General features: G+C 71.0%; 14 protein-coding genes. 5 read left to right on the top strand and 9 right to left on the bottom strand.

Features of this window, described 5'->3' with window-relative positions:
- Position 1 precedes the first annotated feature (1 nt).
- Positions 2 to 1,186 carry a xylose isomerase gene (xylA, locus tag EP757_RS15555; protein WP_127546736.1) on the bottom strand — a complete coding sequence of 395 codons (1,185 nt, stop codon included), beginning with the start codon at positions 1,184 to 1,186 and terminating at the stop codon, positions 2 to 4.
- An 86-nt stretch (positions 1,187 to 1,272) separates the two neighbouring features.
- Between xylA and EP757_RS15550 the strand changes: the two genes are divergently transcribed.
- On the top strand, positions 1,273 to 2,388 hold the full coding sequence (locus EP757_RS15550; RefSeq protein ID WP_127554259.1) for an ROK family protein: 1,116 nt from the start codon (positions 1,273 to 1,275) through the stop codon (positions 2,386 to 2,388).
- 72 nt (positions 2,389 to 2,460) lie between these two features.
- On the opposite strand, the gene EP757_RS15545 is transcribed toward EP757_RS15550, so the two are convergent.
- Positions 2,461 to 4,161 (bottom strand): VWA domain-containing protein, encoded by a 1,701-nt coding sequence (locus tag EP757_RS15545; RefSeq protein ID WP_127546734.1) that lies wholly within the window; start codon positions 4,159 to 4,161, stop codon positions 2,461 to 2,463.
- A gap of 248 nt (positions 4,162 to 4,409) precedes the next feature.
- Entirely contained in the window at positions 4,410 to 5,468 is a 1,059-nt protein-coding gene (locus EP757_RS15540) for a lactonase family protein (protein ID WP_127546732.1), read from the bottom strand.
- Positions 5,469 to 5,608: 140 nt separating this feature from the next.
- Between EP757_RS15540 and EP757_RS15535 the strand changes: the two genes are divergently transcribed.
- Positions 5,609 to 6,676, top strand: a complete 1,068-nt coding sequence (locus EP757_RS15535; protein ID WP_127546730.1) for a LacI family DNA-binding transcriptional regulator — start codon at positions 5,609 to 5,611, stop codon at positions 6,674 to 6,676.
- A 29-nt stretch (positions 6,677 to 6,705) separates the two neighbouring features.
- On the opposite strand, the gene EP757_RS15530 is transcribed toward EP757_RS15535, so the two are convergent.
- Positions 6,706 to 7,485 carry a hypothetical protein gene (locus EP757_RS15530; RefSeq protein ID WP_127546728.1) on the bottom strand — a complete coding sequence of 260 codons (780 nt, stop codon included), beginning with the start codon at positions 7,483 to 7,485 and terminating at the stop codon, positions 6,706 to 6,708.
- A gap of 136 nt (positions 7,486 to 7,621) precedes the next feature.
- Here EP757_RS15530 and EP757_RS15525 point away from each other — a divergent pair, with 136 nt between their 5' ends.
- Positions 7,622 to 9,163 (top strand): BTAD domain-containing putative transcriptional regulator, encoded by a 1,542-nt coding sequence (locus EP757_RS15525; protein WP_160165802.1) that lies wholly within the window; start codon positions 7,622 to 7,624, stop codon positions 9,161 to 9,163.
- Here EP757_RS15525 and EP757_RS15520 read toward each other — a convergent pair.
- The 4 genes from EP757_RS15520 to EP757_RS15505 all read right to left on the bottom strand — a co-directional run bounded on the left by EP757_RS15520 (position 9,160) and on the right by EP757_RS15505 (position 13,236).
- Positions 9,160 to 9,759 carry an ATP/GTP-binding protein gene (locus EP757_RS15520; protein ID WP_127546724.1) on the bottom strand — a complete coding sequence of 200 codons (600 nt, stop codon included), beginning with the start codon at positions 9,757 to 9,759 and terminating at the stop codon, positions 9,160 to 9,162. The genes EP757_RS15525 and EP757_RS15520 overlap by 4 nt on opposite strands.
- Positions 9,740 to 10,051, bottom strand: coding sequence for a DUF742 domain-containing protein (locus EP757_RS15515; RefSeq protein WP_232050676.1), 312 nt, complete (start codon positions 10,049 to 10,051; stop codon positions 9,740 to 9,742). The genes EP757_RS15520 and EP757_RS15515 overlap by 20 nt, the downstream gene beginning before the upstream one ends.
- Positions 10,052 to 10,114: 63 nt before the next feature.
- Positions 10,115 to 10,537, bottom strand: a complete 423-nt coding sequence (locus EP757_RS15510; RefSeq protein ID WP_127546721.1) for a roadblock/LC7 domain-containing protein — start codon at positions 10,535 to 10,537, stop codon at positions 10,115 to 10,117.
- Positions 10,534 to 13,236, bottom strand: a complete 2,703-nt coding sequence (locus EP757_RS15505) for a nitrate- and nitrite sensing domain-containing protein (protein ID WP_127546719.1) — start codon at positions 13,234 to 13,236, stop codon at positions 10,534 to 10,536. Before EP757_RS15505 ends, EP757_RS15510 begins: the two co-directional genes overlap by 4 nt.
- A 262-nt stretch (positions 13,237 to 13,498) precedes the next feature.
- Here EP757_RS15505 and EP757_RS44795 point away from each other — a divergent pair, with 262 nt between their 5' ends.
- Together EP757_RS44795 and EP757_RS15495 are read left to right on the top strand one after the other, a co-directional pair.
- Positions 13,499 to 14,323 carry a hypothetical protein gene (locus tag EP757_RS44795; RefSeq protein WP_127546718.1) on the top strand — a complete coding sequence of 275 codons (825 nt, stop codon included), beginning with the start codon at positions 13,499 to 13,501 and terminating at the stop codon, positions 14,321 to 14,323.
- 12 nt (positions 14,324 to 14,335) lie between these two features.
- Positions 14,336 to 15,580, top strand: a complete 1,245-nt coding sequence (locus EP757_RS15495) for a hypothetical protein (protein ID WP_127546716.1) — start codon at positions 14,336 to 14,338, stop codon at positions 15,578 to 15,580.
- Between the two features lie 54 nt (positions 15,581 to 15,634).
- On the opposite strand, the gene EP757_RS15490 is transcribed toward EP757_RS15495, so the two are convergent.
- Positions 15,635 to 16,174, bottom strand: a complete 540-nt coding sequence (locus EP757_RS15490; protein ID WP_127546714.1) for a hypothetical protein — start codon at positions 16,172 to 16,174, stop codon at positions 15,635 to 15,637.
- Between the last annotated feature and the right edge of the window lie 91 nt (positions 16,175 to 16,265).

Here is a 16,265-nt window from a genome sequence, read left to right as displayed (position 1 = left end):
GTTAGCGGGCTCCGAGGAGGTGGTCGATCGCGAGCTGGTTCAGCTTCACGAAACCGAAGCCCTTGGCGCCGACGGCGTCAGCGTCGTAGTCCTCGAAGGCGGACTTGTCGGCGAGCAGCTCGGCGTAACCCTCGCCCGGGTTGAGGGTCGGGGTCTTGAGCTCGGCGACCTTGCTGGCCGCGAGCGCCTCCTGCACCTCGGGGTCGGCCCGGAACGCCTTGGCGCGCTCCTTGAGCAGCAGGTACATCCGGATGTTGGCCTTCGCCGACTCCCAGACGCCGTCGTAGTCCTCGGTGCGGGACGGCTTGTAGTCGAAGTGCCGCGGGCCGTCGTAGGCCGGGCCGCCGTCGGGGCCGTTCTCCAGGAGGTCGACCAGGGAGAACGCGTTGAGCAGGTCACCGTGGCCGAAGACCAGGTCCTGGTCGAACTTCGGGCCGTGCTGACCGTTCAGGTCGATGTGGAACAGCTTCTTGTGCCACAGCGCCTGGGCGATGCCCTGGGTGAAGTTCAGGTTCGACATCTGCTCGTGGCCGGTCTCCGGGTTGATGCCGAAGAGCTCGGGACGCTCCAGCTCCTGCACGAACGCGATGGCGTGGCCGGCGGTCGGGAGCAGGATGTCGCCGCGGGGCTCGTTCGGCTTCGGCTCGATGGCGAAGCGCAGGCCGTAACCGCGGTCCTCGGAATACTGCGCGAGCAGGTTGAGCGCCTCGCGGTAACGGTCGAGGGCGGCGCCGACGTCCTTGGCCGAGTCGTACTCGGCGCCCTCACGGCCACCCCACAGGACCAGGGTCTTGGCGCCCAGCTCGGCACCGAGGTCCATCTGGCGCAGCACCTTGCGGATCGCGTAACGCCGGACGGAACGGTCGTTGCTGGTGAAGCCGCCGTCCTTGAACACCGGGTGGGTGAACAGGTTGGTGGTCACCATCGGGACGATCAGGCCGGTCTCGTCGAGCGCCTTCTTGAAGCCGGCGATGATGCCGTCCCGCGTCTGCGCGTCCGAGCCGAAGGGCACGAGGTCGTCGTCGTGGAACGTGATGCCGTAAGCGCCGATCTCGGCGAGCTTGTGCACGGCCTCGACCGGGTCGAGCGCGGCGCGGGTGGCGTCACCGAACGCGTCACGAGCCTGCCAGCCAACGGTCCAGAGACCGAAGGAGAACTTGTCATCGCGTGTGGCCTGGACCGACACGGTTACCTCCGGGAAACGCAGTGGATTTGTTTATTGGTTGAATTATTTGACGAGGGTGTGGCATTGTCAAGGGCGTGACGGCCCGGATGACCACTCGTTCCAGCGCCCCCGTCCGGCAGTCGAGCGTGCGAGCCCATAATCTCGCGCTCGTGCTGCATACCGTGGCAAACAGCACAGATCGGTTATCCCGAGCGGGCGTCGCGGCCGCAACCGGGCTCACCCGGGCCACCGTCTCGGCCCTCGTCGACGACCTGGTGGCCGGTGGCCTGCTCGCCGAGCTGGACCCGCCGCCCCGCACCGGCGCCGGCCGTCCCGCGGTCGGCCTCGCGATCAGCGCCGCCGGCCCGGCCGGGCTCGGCTTCGAGATCAACATCGACTATCTGGCCGCCTGCGTGGTCGACCTCACCGGGGCGGTCCGGCAACGGTTCGTCGAGCACGCCGATCAGCGGCCGGCCGGCAGCCAGGTCTCGCTCGCCGCGCTGGGCCGGCTGGCCGCCCGGGCCCGGCTCGCCGCCGAGGCCGACGGGCTGACCGTCGCCGGCGCCGCGCTCGCCGTACCCGGCCTGGTCGCCGGCGACGGCCTGATCCGGGTCGCGCCGAACCTCGGCTGGCAGGACGTGGACGCGCCGGCGCTGCTGCGCTCGGTGCCGGAGCTGGCCGACCTGCCGATCAGCGTGGACAACGAGGCGAACCTGGCGGCGCTCGGTGAGCTGCGCGTGACCGGCGGCGACCCGACGTTCCTCTACGTCTCCGGAGAGATCGGCATCGGCGCGGGGCTGGTCCTCGACGGCGAGCTCTACCGCGGCGTGCGCGGCTGGAGCGGGGAGATCGGCCACGTCACCGTCTTCCCGGACGGCCGGCCCTGCCGGTGCGGCGCCCGCGGCTGCCTGGAGCAGTACGCCGGGCAGGAGGCGCTGGCCGGCGACGAGCCGCTCGCCGCGTCGGCCCTCGGCATCGCGCTGGCCGCCGTGGTCAACCTGCTCGACGTGCCGGTGATCGTGCTGGGTGGGGCCTACGCTCCGCTCTTCGCCGAGCTGCAGCCCGGGATCGAGGAGGAGCTGAGCCGCCGGGTGCTGACCTCGGGATTGGCGCCGGTGGTGCTGCGACCGGCAGCACTGGGCGCCGACGCGGCGATGCGCGGGGCTGCCGACACGGTGATCCGGGCCGTGCGCGACGACCCGGCCGCCTGGTTGAGGCGATAGGAAGAGGCCGAGGCCATAGAGAGAAACGACCGCCGCCCCGGAGGGACGGCGGTCGCTCAGTTCGTGTCGTGATCAGCTCGCGCCGGTGCGCGTTCCGATCGCCTCGAGGAAGATGTCGCTGATCCGGGCCGGGTCCTCGGCGATGAAGACGCCGCTGCCCTTGACCGTCTTCGAGATCGTGTCGAGCTCTCCCTTGTCGACCTCGTTGCCGATACCGATCAGCACGAGGCGGACCGGCTTCTTCGGGTCCTGGGCCTTCTTCAGCTTGTCCAAGAACTCGTCCTGGCCGAGGCCGTCGGCGTTCTCATTCTTGCCGTCGGTGAAGAGGATGACCGAGTTGGAACGGCCGGCCTTCCAGTTCTTCTGGACCTCCTGGTACGCCGCCAGAACCGTGTCGTAGAGACCGGTGTCGCCGGCGGGGACCGGATTGAGTTCGCCGATCGACGCTTCGAGCTGCGGCCGGCCCGAGGTCAGCGGCGTGATCGGCACGAGCTGCTTGTAGGGCTTGGAACCGTCGAGGTTCGTGGAAAACCGCCAGACGCCGACCGCCCACTTGTTGTTGAAGAGGGACAGACCGCCGCGTGCCGCCGCCTGGGTCACCTGGGCCCGGGTCGCGCCACCCGCCGTCGGCACCGCCTTGCCCATCGAGCCGGAGACGTCGAAGACCGCGAGCACCCGGCCGGGCAGCGTGGTCGCCACCCAGGAGCCGACCGCGCGGCTCAGGTCGTTGCCGCTCACACCGGAGGCGGCCTTGCCGCCGTCGGCGCCGCCCGAGGACTTCACCGCGGGAGAGGCGGCCGGGGCGCCGACCGGTGCCTGGAAGGCCGCGCCGTAGGTGCCGTCCGGCGCCCGCAGCCCGACCGCCGCGAGGCTGTCCTTGAAAGCGGCGCTGGACAGCTGGGCGAGCAGGCCGTCGGCGGCGGCGGCCTTCGCCGTGTCCACCACCTGCGGCATGATCGAGTAGGGGTAGTCGAGCGGCGTCGGCGACGGCTCCATGTAGATCGCACTGAGCTGCACGGCGGGACGCTGGGCGTTGTACGCCACCACGTCCTCCTCGGACAGCGGCGCGGCCTGCAGGCTGGTGCCCAGGTCGTTCGCGTCGGTCGACTTCGGGAACTGCTGGAGGAGCTCCTCGCGCAGCGACGAGTCGTTCTCGGAGAGCGCGGTGAGCGCCTGCGTCTTCTTGAGCAGGCCCTCCTGGCCGCTGCCGGCGATCGCGCCGATCGCGAGAAGGCTGTTGAGCCCGGCCGCGTCGCGCGTCGGGTCGACGATGCCGACCTGCAGCGTGCCGTCCGTGCCGAACTGGGAGAGCAGCTGGTCCCAGCTCATCTTCTTGTCCGGCCAGCCGAACGTCTTCGCGATCGGCTCGGGCACCGCCAGCACGATCGGGCTCTGCGCGACCGAGGAGATCTTGGTCGGCTTGAAGCCCGAGGCCTCCTGCTGGAGGCGGAGCAGCCAGGTCGACGAGTCCGGGAGCCAGACGTCGGGGACCGCCACCGTCTCGGGCGCGGTGCCCAGGCCGGCGAGGGCCACGTTGTGCTCACGGGAGACCGCGCCGGCGATGTCGGCTGGGGTCGCCTCGGTCACGTCGACGGCGACGCAGGTCCCGGAGACCTCCGCACCGCCCGTGATCCATTGCGAGGCGATCTGCTCGACGGCGGGCGCGATTTCGGGAGCGGCGGCGACCGACAGTCGCACGGACCCGGTACAACCGGAGTCCGCCAACTGCTGATAACCGAGCCACGTCCCCGCAATTACGACGACTATCGCCATCGCACCTCCGACGACGCCCGCTCCCTTTGCGTTGAAGTTTCTACGATGGCGGCCAGACACGCGCTCCATAGTGCTGAAGCGTGAAGCTGAATGCCATATACGTTCGGACGAAAATTACTCAGATTGGCGCTTCCCGATCTAGAAAACACCCAGAGTGACGACGCCGTTCCGCGCAGTATCACACTTCAGCCCCGACGTGTCGGATCTGTCCGAGAAGATCACTGACATGCCTGGTTGACCGATCTCGCCTATGGCCTGATCACCGGAGGATTCCAGCGCAACAGGCAGGTGGGGCTCGGCTCGCCGGTCGGATCGCCTTGCGGACCGGGAATTCCGGTGTCCGGGTCGATGCGGAAAACGGTCACGTTGTGTGAACGCTGATTGGCTACGTAGAGGTGATCTCCGAGCAAGATCATGTGCCGCGGCCACACTCCTCCGGTCGGCACCTCGGCGATCAACTCGGCCGTCTCGCCGTCCCAGGAGAACGCCGAGACGGTGTCCGGCCCCCGGTTCGCCACATAGACGAACCTGCCGTCGGTGCGAATGGCGATCTCCGATGGATAAACCGGTCCGGGGAGGCCGCTCGACTCGGCGGCGCCGGCCGGCGTGAGCGCCGGTCCACCGGTCGGGTGGTACCAGGTCACGTCCCCGGTGAGCTCGCCGGCGAGCAGCAGCGTGCCACGCGGGCCGCGGGCCATGTGCCGCGGTCCGGTGCCCGGCTTCGCCTCGACCGCCACCCCGACCGGGCCGAGCCGCCCGGAGTTCGGGTCCAGCCGGCTGCGCCACACCCGGTCCGAGCCGAGGTCGGAGATGAGCACGTCGGCGCCGTTCGGGTCGGGCAGGACCTGGTGGGCGTGCGGCGACTCCTGACGCTCCGTGTTCGGGCCGGAGCCCTGGAGCTGGACGAGGTCACTGCGCCGGCCCGGCACGCCGTCGGCGTCGAGCGGGAAGACCGCGACCGAGCCGCCGCCGTAGTTCGCGGCCACGAGGTGCCTGCCATCGGCGGTCACCGCGAGGTGGCACGGGTCGGCGCCACCCGTCTTCTGGGTGGTGAGCGGGATCAGCGAGCAGTCCGGCGCGACGGCGAACGCGGTGATCGTGCCCTCGTGCAGCTCGTTCACCGCGTACAGCACCGGGAGGGTGGGGTGCTGGGCGAGGAAGGACGGCGACGGGGTACGCGCGGCCAGACCGAGCCGGGTCAGGTCACCGGTGGCCGGGTCGCGGCGGAGCAGCGTGATGCCGTCACCCTCGCCTCCCTTGTCACCGGTGTAACAGCCGACGAAGACGTATTCAGCGCTGGAACCCATGCCCCGATCCCATCACATCACCCTTGTCTTCATGCGGAGGGCGCCGATACTGTACCGGTACAGATAGGGCTCTGGAGGGACCGCCGTCTGTCACCGTCCGAGAGATGGCGGTCCCGGACCCCGGCGCTACGGTGTGGGACATGCCCAGGGTGACGCTGCAGACCATCGCGGATCGGGTCGGCGTCAGCCGGATGACGGTGTCGAACGCGTTCTCCCGCCCCGATCAGCTCTCCCCCGCCCTCCGCGAGCGCATCCTCGGCACCGCGCGGGATCTGGGCTACGCCGGTCCGCACCCCACCGCCCGGGCGCTGGCCAAGGGCACCACCGGCGCGGTCGGGGTGCTGCTCACCGACTCGCTGCGGCACGCCTTCACCGACCAGGTGGCCGGAGCCTTCCTGGCCGCCATCGCCGAGGAGCTGGCGCCGACCGGGCTGGCGATCACGCTGCTCACCTCGTGGGGCACCGGCGATGTGGTGCCGGCCCGGGACGTCGCGATCGACGGCGCGCTGGTCTACTCCTGCGATCCGACCTCGCCGGCCGTCTCCTGGCTGCGCCGCCGCAACCTGCCGCTGGTCTTCGTCGACCAGGATCCGGTGGACGACGCGCCGAGCGTGAACATCGCCGACCGGTCCGGCGCCCGGGCCGCCGCCCAGCACCTGCTCGATCTCGGCCACCGCCGGATCGCGATCGCCACCAGCGGCGCCAATCCCCCGCACGGCGTCATCGCCGACCCGTCCACGCTCGTCGAGGCGCACGCCTCCCGCCAGCGCCGGCTCGGCTGGTCCGACGTCCTGGAACCCGCGGGGGTCAAGCCGGCGCTGCTCCGTCACCCTCTGGATCGGATCGATCTCGTACGCCGGGACGCCCGCGCGATCCTGTCCCCGCCGGACCGGCCCACCGCGTTCCTGTGCTTCTCCGACACCACAGCGGTCGGCGTCCGGCAGGCGGCCGAGGACCTCGGACTGCGCGTACCGGAGGATCTGTCGATCGTCGGTTTCGACGACGGGCCGATCGCCGGGCAGATGCAGCCGCCGCTGACCACCGTGCGGCAGGACGTCGTGGCGAAAGGCCGGGCCGCCGCGGCCGCCCTGACCGCGGAGATCCGGCGGTCGCGGGGCGATGCGGCGGGCCCGGTGGAGCACGTCGTCCTCCCTGCCTCGCTGGTGATCCGGGAGAGCAGCGGGCCGGCGCCCCGGACCCCCGTCTGACCCGGGGCGCCCGTCCCGCTGCGGCTCGTTCAGCCCTTGAGCAGCTCGTAGACGGCCGCCGGCGCCTTCACCGCGTCGGCCGGCGTGGTCAGCGGCTTCGCGGCGCCGTACCGGTCGTAGGTGACCTCGTAGTCGGCGGCCTCCGGGATCTTCACCGTCGCCTTCGCGATCCGGCCGTCGGCGTCCACGACCACGTCGAGCGGAGCGGTCTTCGCCTGCTCGCCGAGGGCCGTCAACTCCTTCGTCCCGACGATCTCCGCCTCGGTGGACCGGGTGAGGTCGGTCGTGCCGGTGAAGTGGCCGGCGGTGGTCTGCGTCAGGCCGGCGGCCGCGGACACGAGAGCGGTGACGTACCCGGGGTCGATCTCGGCGGCCGAGAACTTCATGTCGCTGACGTCCGAGTCGCCGGTCTTCGCCGGGTCGATCGCCATCCACTTCTTCGGCAGCTTCGGCAGGCCCAGGTCAGCCGTCGCGCCGGTGAAGGCGATCTTGGTCCAGATCTTCTCCTCGACCACCAGGAACCTCATCGAGAGCGTGATCGGGGTGTCCGGGACCTTCTGGGTGATCTCGGCGGTCATCGCCCGGCCGGCCGGGTCGATCACCCCGGAGAACGGGTTCAGGCCGCCCTCGACCGTGTAGTGGAACACCGGCGAGGACGCGTCCGGGACCGCGTCGAGCAGCGTCTCGGTCACCGTCTTCGTCTTCTCCACCGTCGGAGCCGCAGCGGGTCCACCGGTCGTACCGCAGGCGGCCGTCGTGGCGCCGGCGATCAGCAGAGCGGTGGCGGCGGCGATGCGGTTGCGATTCATGACTGTCTCCTTCTCGGGCCGGTTGATGCCAAGAAGGTTCCGGGGCATGACTGCCGATGCGCTGCGGCTATGCTGCTGCCGGCTGCGGTTCTGCTGCCGTACGAAGAAAGCGCTGGTCAGAAGGGGTGTCGCCGAGGTGACTGACAGCCTCGCTGCCGTCCCGCTGCGGTTCGAGATCCTCGGTCCGGTGCGGGCCTTCCGGGGCGCCGAGCGCGTCGACCTCGGGCCCGCCAAACAACGCGCGGTCCTCGCCGTCCTGCTGCTGAACCCGGGCAAGCCGGTCCCGGTCCACCGGATCGTCGACGCGGTCTGGGGCGACGACCCGCCGGAGAACGGCCCGAACGTGGTGCAGAAGTACGTGGCCGGGCTGCGCCGCGCTCTCGAACCGGACCGCTCCCCGCGCACCCCCGGCGAACTGCTCGCGCTCACCGACGGCGGCTACGTCCTGCACAGCAGCGCCCTCGACGCCGGCGAGTTCCGCAGCCGGCTGGCCCGTGCCGACGCCGAACGCCAGGCCGGCAACCCGGCCGCTGCCGCCGGGACGGCCCGCGACGCCCTCGCGCTCTGGCACGGCGAGGCGCTCGGCGGGCTGACCGGCCCGATCTTCGAGGCGGCCCGGAGCCGGCTCGCCGAGGAACAGGCCACCGCCTGGGAGCTGTGGGCCGAGGCCGCGCTGGCTCAGGGCGTGGACAGCGGGCTGGTATCCGAGCTGAGCCGGCTCGTCGAGCAGTTCCCGCTCCGCGAGGGCCTGCGCGCCCATCTCATGATCGCGTTGCAGCGGTCCGGGCGGCAGGCCGAGGCCCTCGCCGTCTTCCGGGACGCCCGGGAATACTTCCTCGACCAGCTCGGCGCGGAACCCGGCGAACGGCTGCAGGAGGCGCACCGGCGGGTTCTGCGGGACGAGGCCGTCTACGCCGAGGCGGTGGACCCGTGGGCCGGCAAGGACGTCACGCCGCAGGTCACCGTCGTACCGATGCCGGCTTTCCCGCCCACCTCGCCGGCGCCCGCGCCCGCGCCTTCCCCTCCCGGTGGACCGCAGCCCTTCCTGCTGGCGCCGGTCCGGCATCGGGAGGTCCGCTGGCCCGAGGTGACCGCCGCCGCCCTGCTCCCGCTCGTGGTCTGCACCTTCGGCAGCTGGATCTGGTTCGCCTGGGCCGCCTCGCAGCGCCGGACCCGGCACGAGCTGATCGCCGCGATCGGCTACTTCGCCGCCTTCATCGGAGTCGTCGTCCTGCTCGCGATCGACCCCACCGCCGTCGACAGCCCGCAGCTGAGCCGGGCCGAGAACACCGGGCTGCTCTGCGCCGCGATCCTCTCCCTCACCGCGTCGGCGCACGGCGCGATCCTCGCCTCCCACACCGGCGACAACCGGCAGGCGCGGACCCGGCGGGAGCTGGCCCGCCAGTTCGCGGCGGTCGACCCGGCCGGCGCACGGCAGGCCGGGATCGGACGGCCGGACCTGCTGCGGGCGTTCGACGACGGCGGGCTGCTCGACCTCAACCACGCGCCGGCGCAGGAGATCGCCCGGCTGCGCGGGGTCGGACCGGCCGAAGCACAGCGCATCGTCCACGACCGGCACGAGCGGGGGCCGTACCGGCAGCCCGCGGACCTGGTGGACCGCGGACTGCTCACGGCGTCGGCGCTGCGCAGGATCGAGCCGTACTTGATCTGCCTCTAGCGGCGGCCGGCCGCCGTCAGCTGGCGGCGGGCGACGTACTCCACCAGCTCGATCAGCACGTTGCGGGCCGCGACCTGGTCACGGGCGTCGAAGAGGACGACCGGCACGCCCGGGTCGAGGTCCAGCGCACGGCTCACCGCGTCCGGCGCGAACCGCTGCTGAGTGTCGAAGCAGTTCACCGCCACCACGAACGGCGTGCCCCGCTGCTCGAAGTAGTCGATCGACGGGAAGCAGTCGGCCAGCCGGCGGGTGTCGGCGAGCACCACCGCGCCGAGCGCCCCCTGCGACAGCTCGTCCCAGAGGAACCAGAACCGGTCCTGCCCCGGCGTGCCGAACAGGTAGAGCTGCAGGTCCTCGGTGATCGTGATGCGGCCGAAGTCCATCGTGACCGTGGTGGTGGTCTTGCCCTCCACACCGGAGACGTCGTCCGCGCCCTCGGCCCCGGTCAGAACCTCCTCGGTCTGCAGAGGGCGGATCTCGCTGACCGACCCGACCATCGTGGTCTTGCCCGCACCGAATCCGCCGGCTATCAGGATCTTGAGCGCGACGGGAATGCGCGACGAGCCGCCGTTGCGGTCAGAGCGCACGGAGTCCATTGACAACCGCCTTGAGTACGTCGACGTCATGCGGCTGCGTCGCCGCGGGAGGTTCGTACAGCGAGATGAGGCCCGCTGAGCGTAGATCACCGAGGAAGACCCGGACCACGCCGATGGAGAGGTCGAGTTGCGACGCCAGCTCCACCACCGAGATCGGCTCCCAGGCCGCGGCGACGATGGCGTGGTGTTCGGGTTGCAGCTGCGGGCCGATCGGGAGGTCAGGCACGGTCGCCACGACGAAGGCGACCAGGTCGAAGTCGCCACCCGAGGGCGCGACCCGGCCGCCGGTCATCGCGTACGGGCGCACCACCGGTCCCGCGTCGGAGTCCAGCCAGTCGTGTGTCACAAGCGGCTGCTAGAGAGCGTCGGACGGCGCGAGCACCGACCGCTCCGGCGCGCTCATGATCTGTCCGACCCGGGTCACCAGCATCGCCATCTCGTAGGCGATCAGACCCAGGTCGGCGTCGGCGGACGCGAGCACGGCAAGGCACGCGCCCTGACCGGCCGCCGTCACGAAGAGGAAGGCCTCCTCCATCTCCACCACCGTCTGGCGCACCTGGCCGGCCCGGAAGTGCCGGCTCGCGCCCTTGGCCAGACTCTGGAAGCCGGCCGCCATGGCGGACAGGTGTTCGGCGTCTTCACGGCTCATCGCCGCGGAAGCGCCGAGCATCAGCCCGTCGGCTGAGAGCACCACGGCCTGCTCCGCGGTTGGCACCCGTTCGACCAGGTCGTCGAGGAGCCAGGTGAGGTTCGCGCTCTGCTTCGTCTGTGCCACTATGCGTCCTTCTCCAGGCTGAGGTTCTCGCCGGAACCGGAGGCACGGTCGCCAACCGCGCCCACCTCGGTTCCGGATGATGCGTTGTCCCGGGCCGCCGCGACATCCACGAGGGCCGGGAAGCTGACGGTATCGTCCGGGTTCGACTGTTCCAGTTCGGTGACCACTGCCTCACTGCGCGCAGCGTCCACCCGGCCGCGGTTGGTGCCGAGCTGCAAGGCGCTCATGAGCGTACGGACCTGCTCCGGGCTGCGTTCGGGCGCGGTCGACACGCGCTCGACGACCGGCTGGCGCAGCTGCGGCGCCAGGCTCGCCTGCCGCACCCGCTTCGGCAGACCCTCGGTCGGGTCGTCGTCGAGGGTCTCGTCGCCCTCCAGAATGGACGGCTGGCGCTGAGCGGGCACCTGCGGCAGCGGCCTCGCCTCCGGCACCGCGGCGGGCGCCTTCGCCTCCGGCACTGCGGCGGGGGCCGAATTCCGCGGTACGGCGCGCGCCGCCGTGCCGGCGTCCTCCGGCATCTCGGGGACCGCATTCGGCTTGCGGCGCACCCGGCGGCGCTGCACCAGCCCTTCGGCGCTCAGCTCGTCGGCGACCAGGCTCGGCGCCGGTCCACCCGGGTCCTCGGTCAGCGCCGTCGTTTCGGCGGGCGACCGGCGGCCGGCCACCGTGACCTCTCGCAGTTCCTCGCTGCCCTGCCACTGGAGTTCGGCGAGCGACTGCCGTGCCGGGTCGTCGCTGCCCGAGCCGACCAGCGGCGCGTCCCACCCTCCTTTGGGTGCTCCTTTGGCCGGGCTGCCACCGCCCGGCCCCGCCGGCAGCGGCGGGGCGCTCGTGACCAGGTCACCGGGGAGCAGGATGATCGCGGTGATGCCGCCGTACGCGGACGCCCGCAGCGACACCCGGATCTGATGCCGGGCGGCCAGCTGGGCCACCACGAACAGGCCGAGGCGGGCGCTGTCGGTCGGGTCGAAGTCCGGCGGCTCGGCGAGGCGGCGGTTGACCTCCTCGATCGCCTCCGGCGCCATACCGAGACCGCGGTCCTCGATCTCGATGGCGTAGCCGTTCGGCAGCACCTGGCCGACCACCTGCACCCGGGCGTGCGGCGGGGAGAACGACGCGGCGTTCTCGATCAGTTCGGCGAGCAGGTGGATCACGTCGCCGACCGCGCGGCCGTAGACCGCCGAGGAGGTGATGGTCCGGATGTCGACCCGCTTGTAGTCCTCGACCTCACTGATCGCGCCACGGACGACGTCGATCACCGGGACCGGGTTGCGCCAGCCGCGGCCCGGCGCCGCGCCGGCCAGGATGACCAGGTCCTCGGCGTGCCGCCGCATCCGGGTCGCGAGGTGGTCGACGCGGTACAGGTCTTCCAGCTCCTGCGGCTCGGTCTCCCGGCGCTCCATCCGGTCCAGCAGCGAGAGCTGACGATGCAGCAGGGTCTGGCTGCGCCGGGCGATGTTGAGGAACACCTCGTTGATGCCGCGGCGCACGTTCGCCTCGTCGACGGCGGAGCGGACGGCCGTACGCTGCACATCGTTGAAGGCATGTCCGAGCTGGCCGATCTCGTCCGCGCCGTACTCCAGCGGAGGGGTCTCGACGTCGACGTCGACGGCCTCGCCACGCTGCAGGCGGCGTACGACCGAAGGAAGCCTCTCCGACGCCATCTCCAGAGCCTCGCGGCGCAGCCGGATCAGACGGCCGACGATCGACCGGCCGAACCGGACCGAGACGAAGATGGACAGCACGAAGGCGGCCAGACCGAGCAGACCGGCGATGCCGAGCCAGAGCAGGACGCTGACGGCCAGCGGCGTGGCGTCCTCGGCGACCTTGTCGACACCGCCCAGCACGAAATCGCTGAGCTGGGCGTTCGTCCGGTCATAGATGGGCTGCCAGCTCTCCCCGCTGACCGGCGGCGGACCACCGGCGTAGCTCTCGCCGATCAGCGAGTTCTGCATGATGTCGAGGTTGACGAAGGTCGAGCTGGTGACGAGCCGGGAGTAGTCGCCGCGGGACGCCTCCGGCATGTTCGCGACACCGGATCGGAGCAGGTACCGCGAGTTGCTGACGTCCTCGATCAGGACGCCGCGGTCGATCGCGTTGATGTAGCCGGCCGCGTTCGCCCCGGCGAGCATCGCGTCGACCCGGCTCAGGTGCTCCAGGCCGCGCAGCGCGTCGATCAGGCCGCGGACCTCGCGGTCCACCCGCTCGTGGAAGAAGATCGCGGCCGATCCGGACACCTCGAACGCCGCGTCGACCACCGCGTTGAAGTCGCGCACCACCGGCAGCATGTCCTTGTTCAACCGGTCGTCGACGCGCTTCCGCATGTCCGGCAGATCGTCGAGCAGGGCGACCAACTCGTCGACCCGGACGCGGACCGTGTCGGTGAGGTCGGCCTCGGACACCGCCTGGCGGAACGTGGCGACGGCCTGGTCGGTCGCCGCCCGCTCCCGGGTGAGATCGCCGGCCGCCGGCTTCGAGGCCGACACGTAGATCGTGGAGAAGTGCCGCTCGCGCTGGAGCTGGGCGATCAGCTGCAGTCCCGGGTTGCCGAGCTTGTGCACGGCGTCGCGGGCCTCGAGCAGATTGAGCGCCGGACCGGCGGTCACCGCGGTCGCGAACATCCACAGTGCGAAGAGCGCGACGAGAGGCACCGCGACCATCGCGGTGATCTTCGAACGGATCGACCAGTTGCGGCTTCTCATCAGGCTCCGCCCGAGGGGTTCGGTAGGAAACGATCAACGCGCCTGCCTGCGACGAAGGCCGCCTGCGTCATGCGCTCCGGAAGAATACGTAATGACGTGCGTCTCAGCTAGCTCCCGGCTCTCCCGGAAGCTCTGCATCCGTCCCGTTTGTCCAGCCAGATCGGCGTGCGATCTTTTTTGGAGATCGTCGGGGTTACGACAGTGCGGATGATTGGCATCGGGTATCGGGTGGGCATAGCTCTGACGGAAGAAGGAGGTAAAGATGTCCGCTCCCGTCACCATCATCCTGATCGTCGTCGTCCTACTGGTTCTGGCCGCGATCGTCTTCGGTGTCCGGGCCGCGCGGCGCCGCCGTCTCCAGCAGACCTTCGGCCCCGAGTACGACCGTGTGGTCGCCGACACCGGCAACCGCACCGAGGCGGAACGGGAACTGCTCGAGCGCACCAAGCGGCACGCCGAGCTGGAGCTGCGTCCACTGTCGCCGGAATCGCGAGCGAAGTACGCCGCCGCCTGGGAAGAAGTGCAGATCCGTTTCGTGGACGACCCGAAGGAAGCGGTCTCCACAGCTGATGAGCTGGTCACCGCGCTGATCACCGAGCGCGGGTACCCGACCGGCGACTACGACGAGCGTCTCGCCAACCTCTCGGTCGAGCACGCCGCCACCCTCGAGCACTACCGCGCCGCCCACGACATCAGCCGGCGCAGCGCCAGCGGCGAAGCCGAGACCGAGGACCTCCGCCAGGCCCTGGTCCACTACCGCGCGCTCTTCGCCGACCTGCTCGGCGAGAACCCGGTGCCCGCCTCAGCGGTCGGTTCCACCACCTCGGCGACCGACTCCGCGCCTGTCACCGGCTCTGCGCCTGCCACCGATTCCGCGCCTGCCACCGACGCCGCGCCCGCCACCGACGCCGCGCCCGCCACCGATCCTGTGTCCGCGACCGACGCCGCGCCCACCGCACCGGCGCCGCGCCGGGCCGCCGACGACACGATCGGGAACGATGCGCCGGCCCGCACCGTGGCCGACACTGAGGACACCGCCACCGAACCCGGCGTCGCGCGCTCCCGCCCCGACGCCACCAGCCGCTGAGGAGCACCGACGATGCGCTTCTTCTCCAACGAGGCAAAGGACAACGAGGAGACCTCCGCTCCGGAGGTGCCCCAGCAGCGTGCCGGGTCACCGTGGGAGCACGGTCCGGCCGACAGCACCGAGCAGCAGCCGCCCGCGCCGCAGCCCACCGCCTTCGGGGCGTCCACTGTGGGTGGAGCGGTCGCCGCTTCCGCCGCGGCCGGCGACACCCGTGCCGCTGACGGGCGCACCGACCGGGTCACCGACGCCGCTTCCGGCGTCGCCGACGACCGCATCGTCACCGACGACCGCACCGTCGCCTTCGACTCCGGCGCCCGAACCACCGACGACCGAATCCATGACGACCGGATCGACGACGGTCGGATCGACGACGGCCGGATCGACGAAGACCGGATCCATGAGGGCCGGATCCACGACGACCGGATCGACGCGGACCGGATCCACGACCACGTCGACGGCCGGACCGGCGACCACATCGATGACCGGACCGTGCCGATCGACCAGGACAAGACCGTCCCGATCGGCGAGCGGACCGACGCCGGCCGGCACTCGGATGAGGACCCGGTCGACCTCGCGCTGGAAGACAAGGGAACCTCCGACGACCCGAAGCCGGCCTTCGCCACCAGCCACACCGCCACCGACACCGACACTGGCACTGGCGCTGGCACCGGCACAGACACCGGCTCAGGCACAGGCATCGGCACCGACCGCGAGACCTCCAAGGTCGGCAAGGCCGATGCAGACAGCGATGCCACTGCACACAGCGAGGCCAACGCACACAGCGAGGCCGATACAGACAGCGACAAGTCCGAAAAATCCGACACGCTTCACGACACCGAAGCCGATCGGATCGACCCCGACCGCTCCAAGGTCGACGAACTCGCGGCCGGACAGGCAGCCGACGGCGCGATCGAGGACAAGGGCACCTTCGACGACCCCGAAGTCGTCGACGGGACCGATACCGATCAGGCCACCCCGGTAGCGGCCACCGGCATCTCCGGGCCCGCGCCGTTCTTCCCGACGGCCGAGACCCAGACGCTCAAGGAGCGCTGGCGGGATGTGCAGCTGCGCTTCGTCGACGACCCGAAGGGCGCGACCGGCGAGGCCGCGCAACTCGTGGACGAGGCCGTCGACAAGCTCACCACGGCGCTGCGCGACCAGCGCGGCTCGCTGGCGAAGGGCACCGAGGACACCGAGGCGCTGCGGGTGGAGCTCCGGGCGTACCGCGACATCCTGGACCGGCTGCTCGGCCTCTGATCAGACAAGGGCGAAAAGAAGGGAGCCGGTTTTCCGGCTCCCTTCTTCAGTTCCTCAGTTCGCTTCCTGGTAGGGCACCGCGAAGCTCGCCGGCGGCGCACCCCCGCCACCACCGAAGTCGTCGGACGCCGACTCGGACGGCTCGGGCTCCTCCTCGCTCGGCGACTCGGACGGCTCCTCGCTGGGCTGCTCACTGGGGTCCTCGTGCGGAGCCGGGCTCGGCGACACGGCGGGCTCGCCAGCCGAGGGGCTCGCCGACGGGCTGGCCGGCGCGGACGGCGACGCCGAGGAGGGCCTGGTCGTGACGACGTTCTTGGAGGGGCGGGCGGACGACGGGGCCACGGACGGGGTCGGTGACGTTTCGTCATCCGTCGGATCGGGGAAGACCCGGATCCAGTCGGCCTGGTCGGGCGTCTCGCCGGCGCCGACGCCACCGAAGTCCATGTCGTCGGCCTCCGGGTACTGCTCGCCCACGGTCGAGGGACGCTCGTTGGGGGCGACGGTGACGGTGCCCAGCTGCGCGCCGAGCCAGAGGGCCGGACCGAGTCCGACCGCGACGATGGCTCCGAAGAGCGTCAACGGACCCCGTTCCATGAGCGCCCTCCCCCGGTATGGAGACGATCGTCGCGCCTCACCGGCTGTCGTGCTACCCATTTCGGCAGTCGGCGAAGCGAATAATCTCCGA

The sequence above is a fragment of the Actinoplanes sp. OR16 genome, from assembly GCF_004001265.1.
GTDB lineage: Bacteria > Actinomycetota > Actinomycetes > Mycobacteriales > Micromonosporaceae > Actinoplanes.
Note: the sequence above shows the minus strand (reverse complement) of the source record. Positions and strands in the feature narration are given on the sequence as shown.

Coding starts and splice junctions, on each gene's coding strand:
- EP757_RS15520 (WP_127546724.1), bottom strand. CDS start 9,759: ATGGACTCCGTGCGCTCTGACCGCAACGGCGGCTCGTCGCGCATTCCC.
- EP757_RS15530 (WP_127546728.1), bottom strand. CDS start 7,485: ATGAATCGCAACCGCATCGCCGCCGCCACCGCTCTGCTGATCGCCGGC.
- EP757_RS15540 (WP_127546732.1), bottom strand. CDS start 5,468: ATGGGTTCCAGCGCTGAATACGTCTTCGTCGGCTGTTACACCGGTGAC.
- EP757_RS15505 (WP_127546719.1), bottom strand. CDS start 13,236: ATGAGAAGCCGCAACTGGTCGATCCGTTCGAAGATCACCGCGATGGTC.
- EP757_RS15545 (WP_127546734.1), bottom strand. CDS start 4,161: ATGGCGATAGTCGTCGTAATTGCGGGGACGTGGCTCGGTTATCAGCAG.
- EP757_RS15490 (WP_127546714.1), bottom strand. CDS start 16,174: ATGGAACGGGGTCCGTTGACGCTCTTCGGAGCCATCGTCGCGGTCGGA.
- EP757_RS15495 (WP_127546716.1), top strand. CDS start 14,336: ATGCGCTTCTTCTCCAACGAGGCAAAGGACAACGAGGAGACCTCCGCT.
- EP757_RS44795 (WP_127546718.1), top strand. CDS start 13,499: ATGTCCGCTCCCGTCACCATCATCCTGATCGTCGTCGTCCTACTGGTT.
- EP757_RS15550 (WP_127554259.1), top strand. CDS start 1,273: ATGACCACTCGTTCCAGCGCCCCCGTCCGGCAGTCGAGCGTGCGAGCC.
- EP757_RS15535 (WP_127546730.1), top strand. CDS start 5,609: ATGCCCAGGGTGACGCTGCAGACCATCGCGGATCGGGTCGGCGTCAGC.
- EP757_RS15515 (WP_232050676.1), bottom strand. CDS start 10,051: ATGACCGGCGGCCGGGTCGCGCCCTCGGGTGGCGACTTCGACCTGGTC.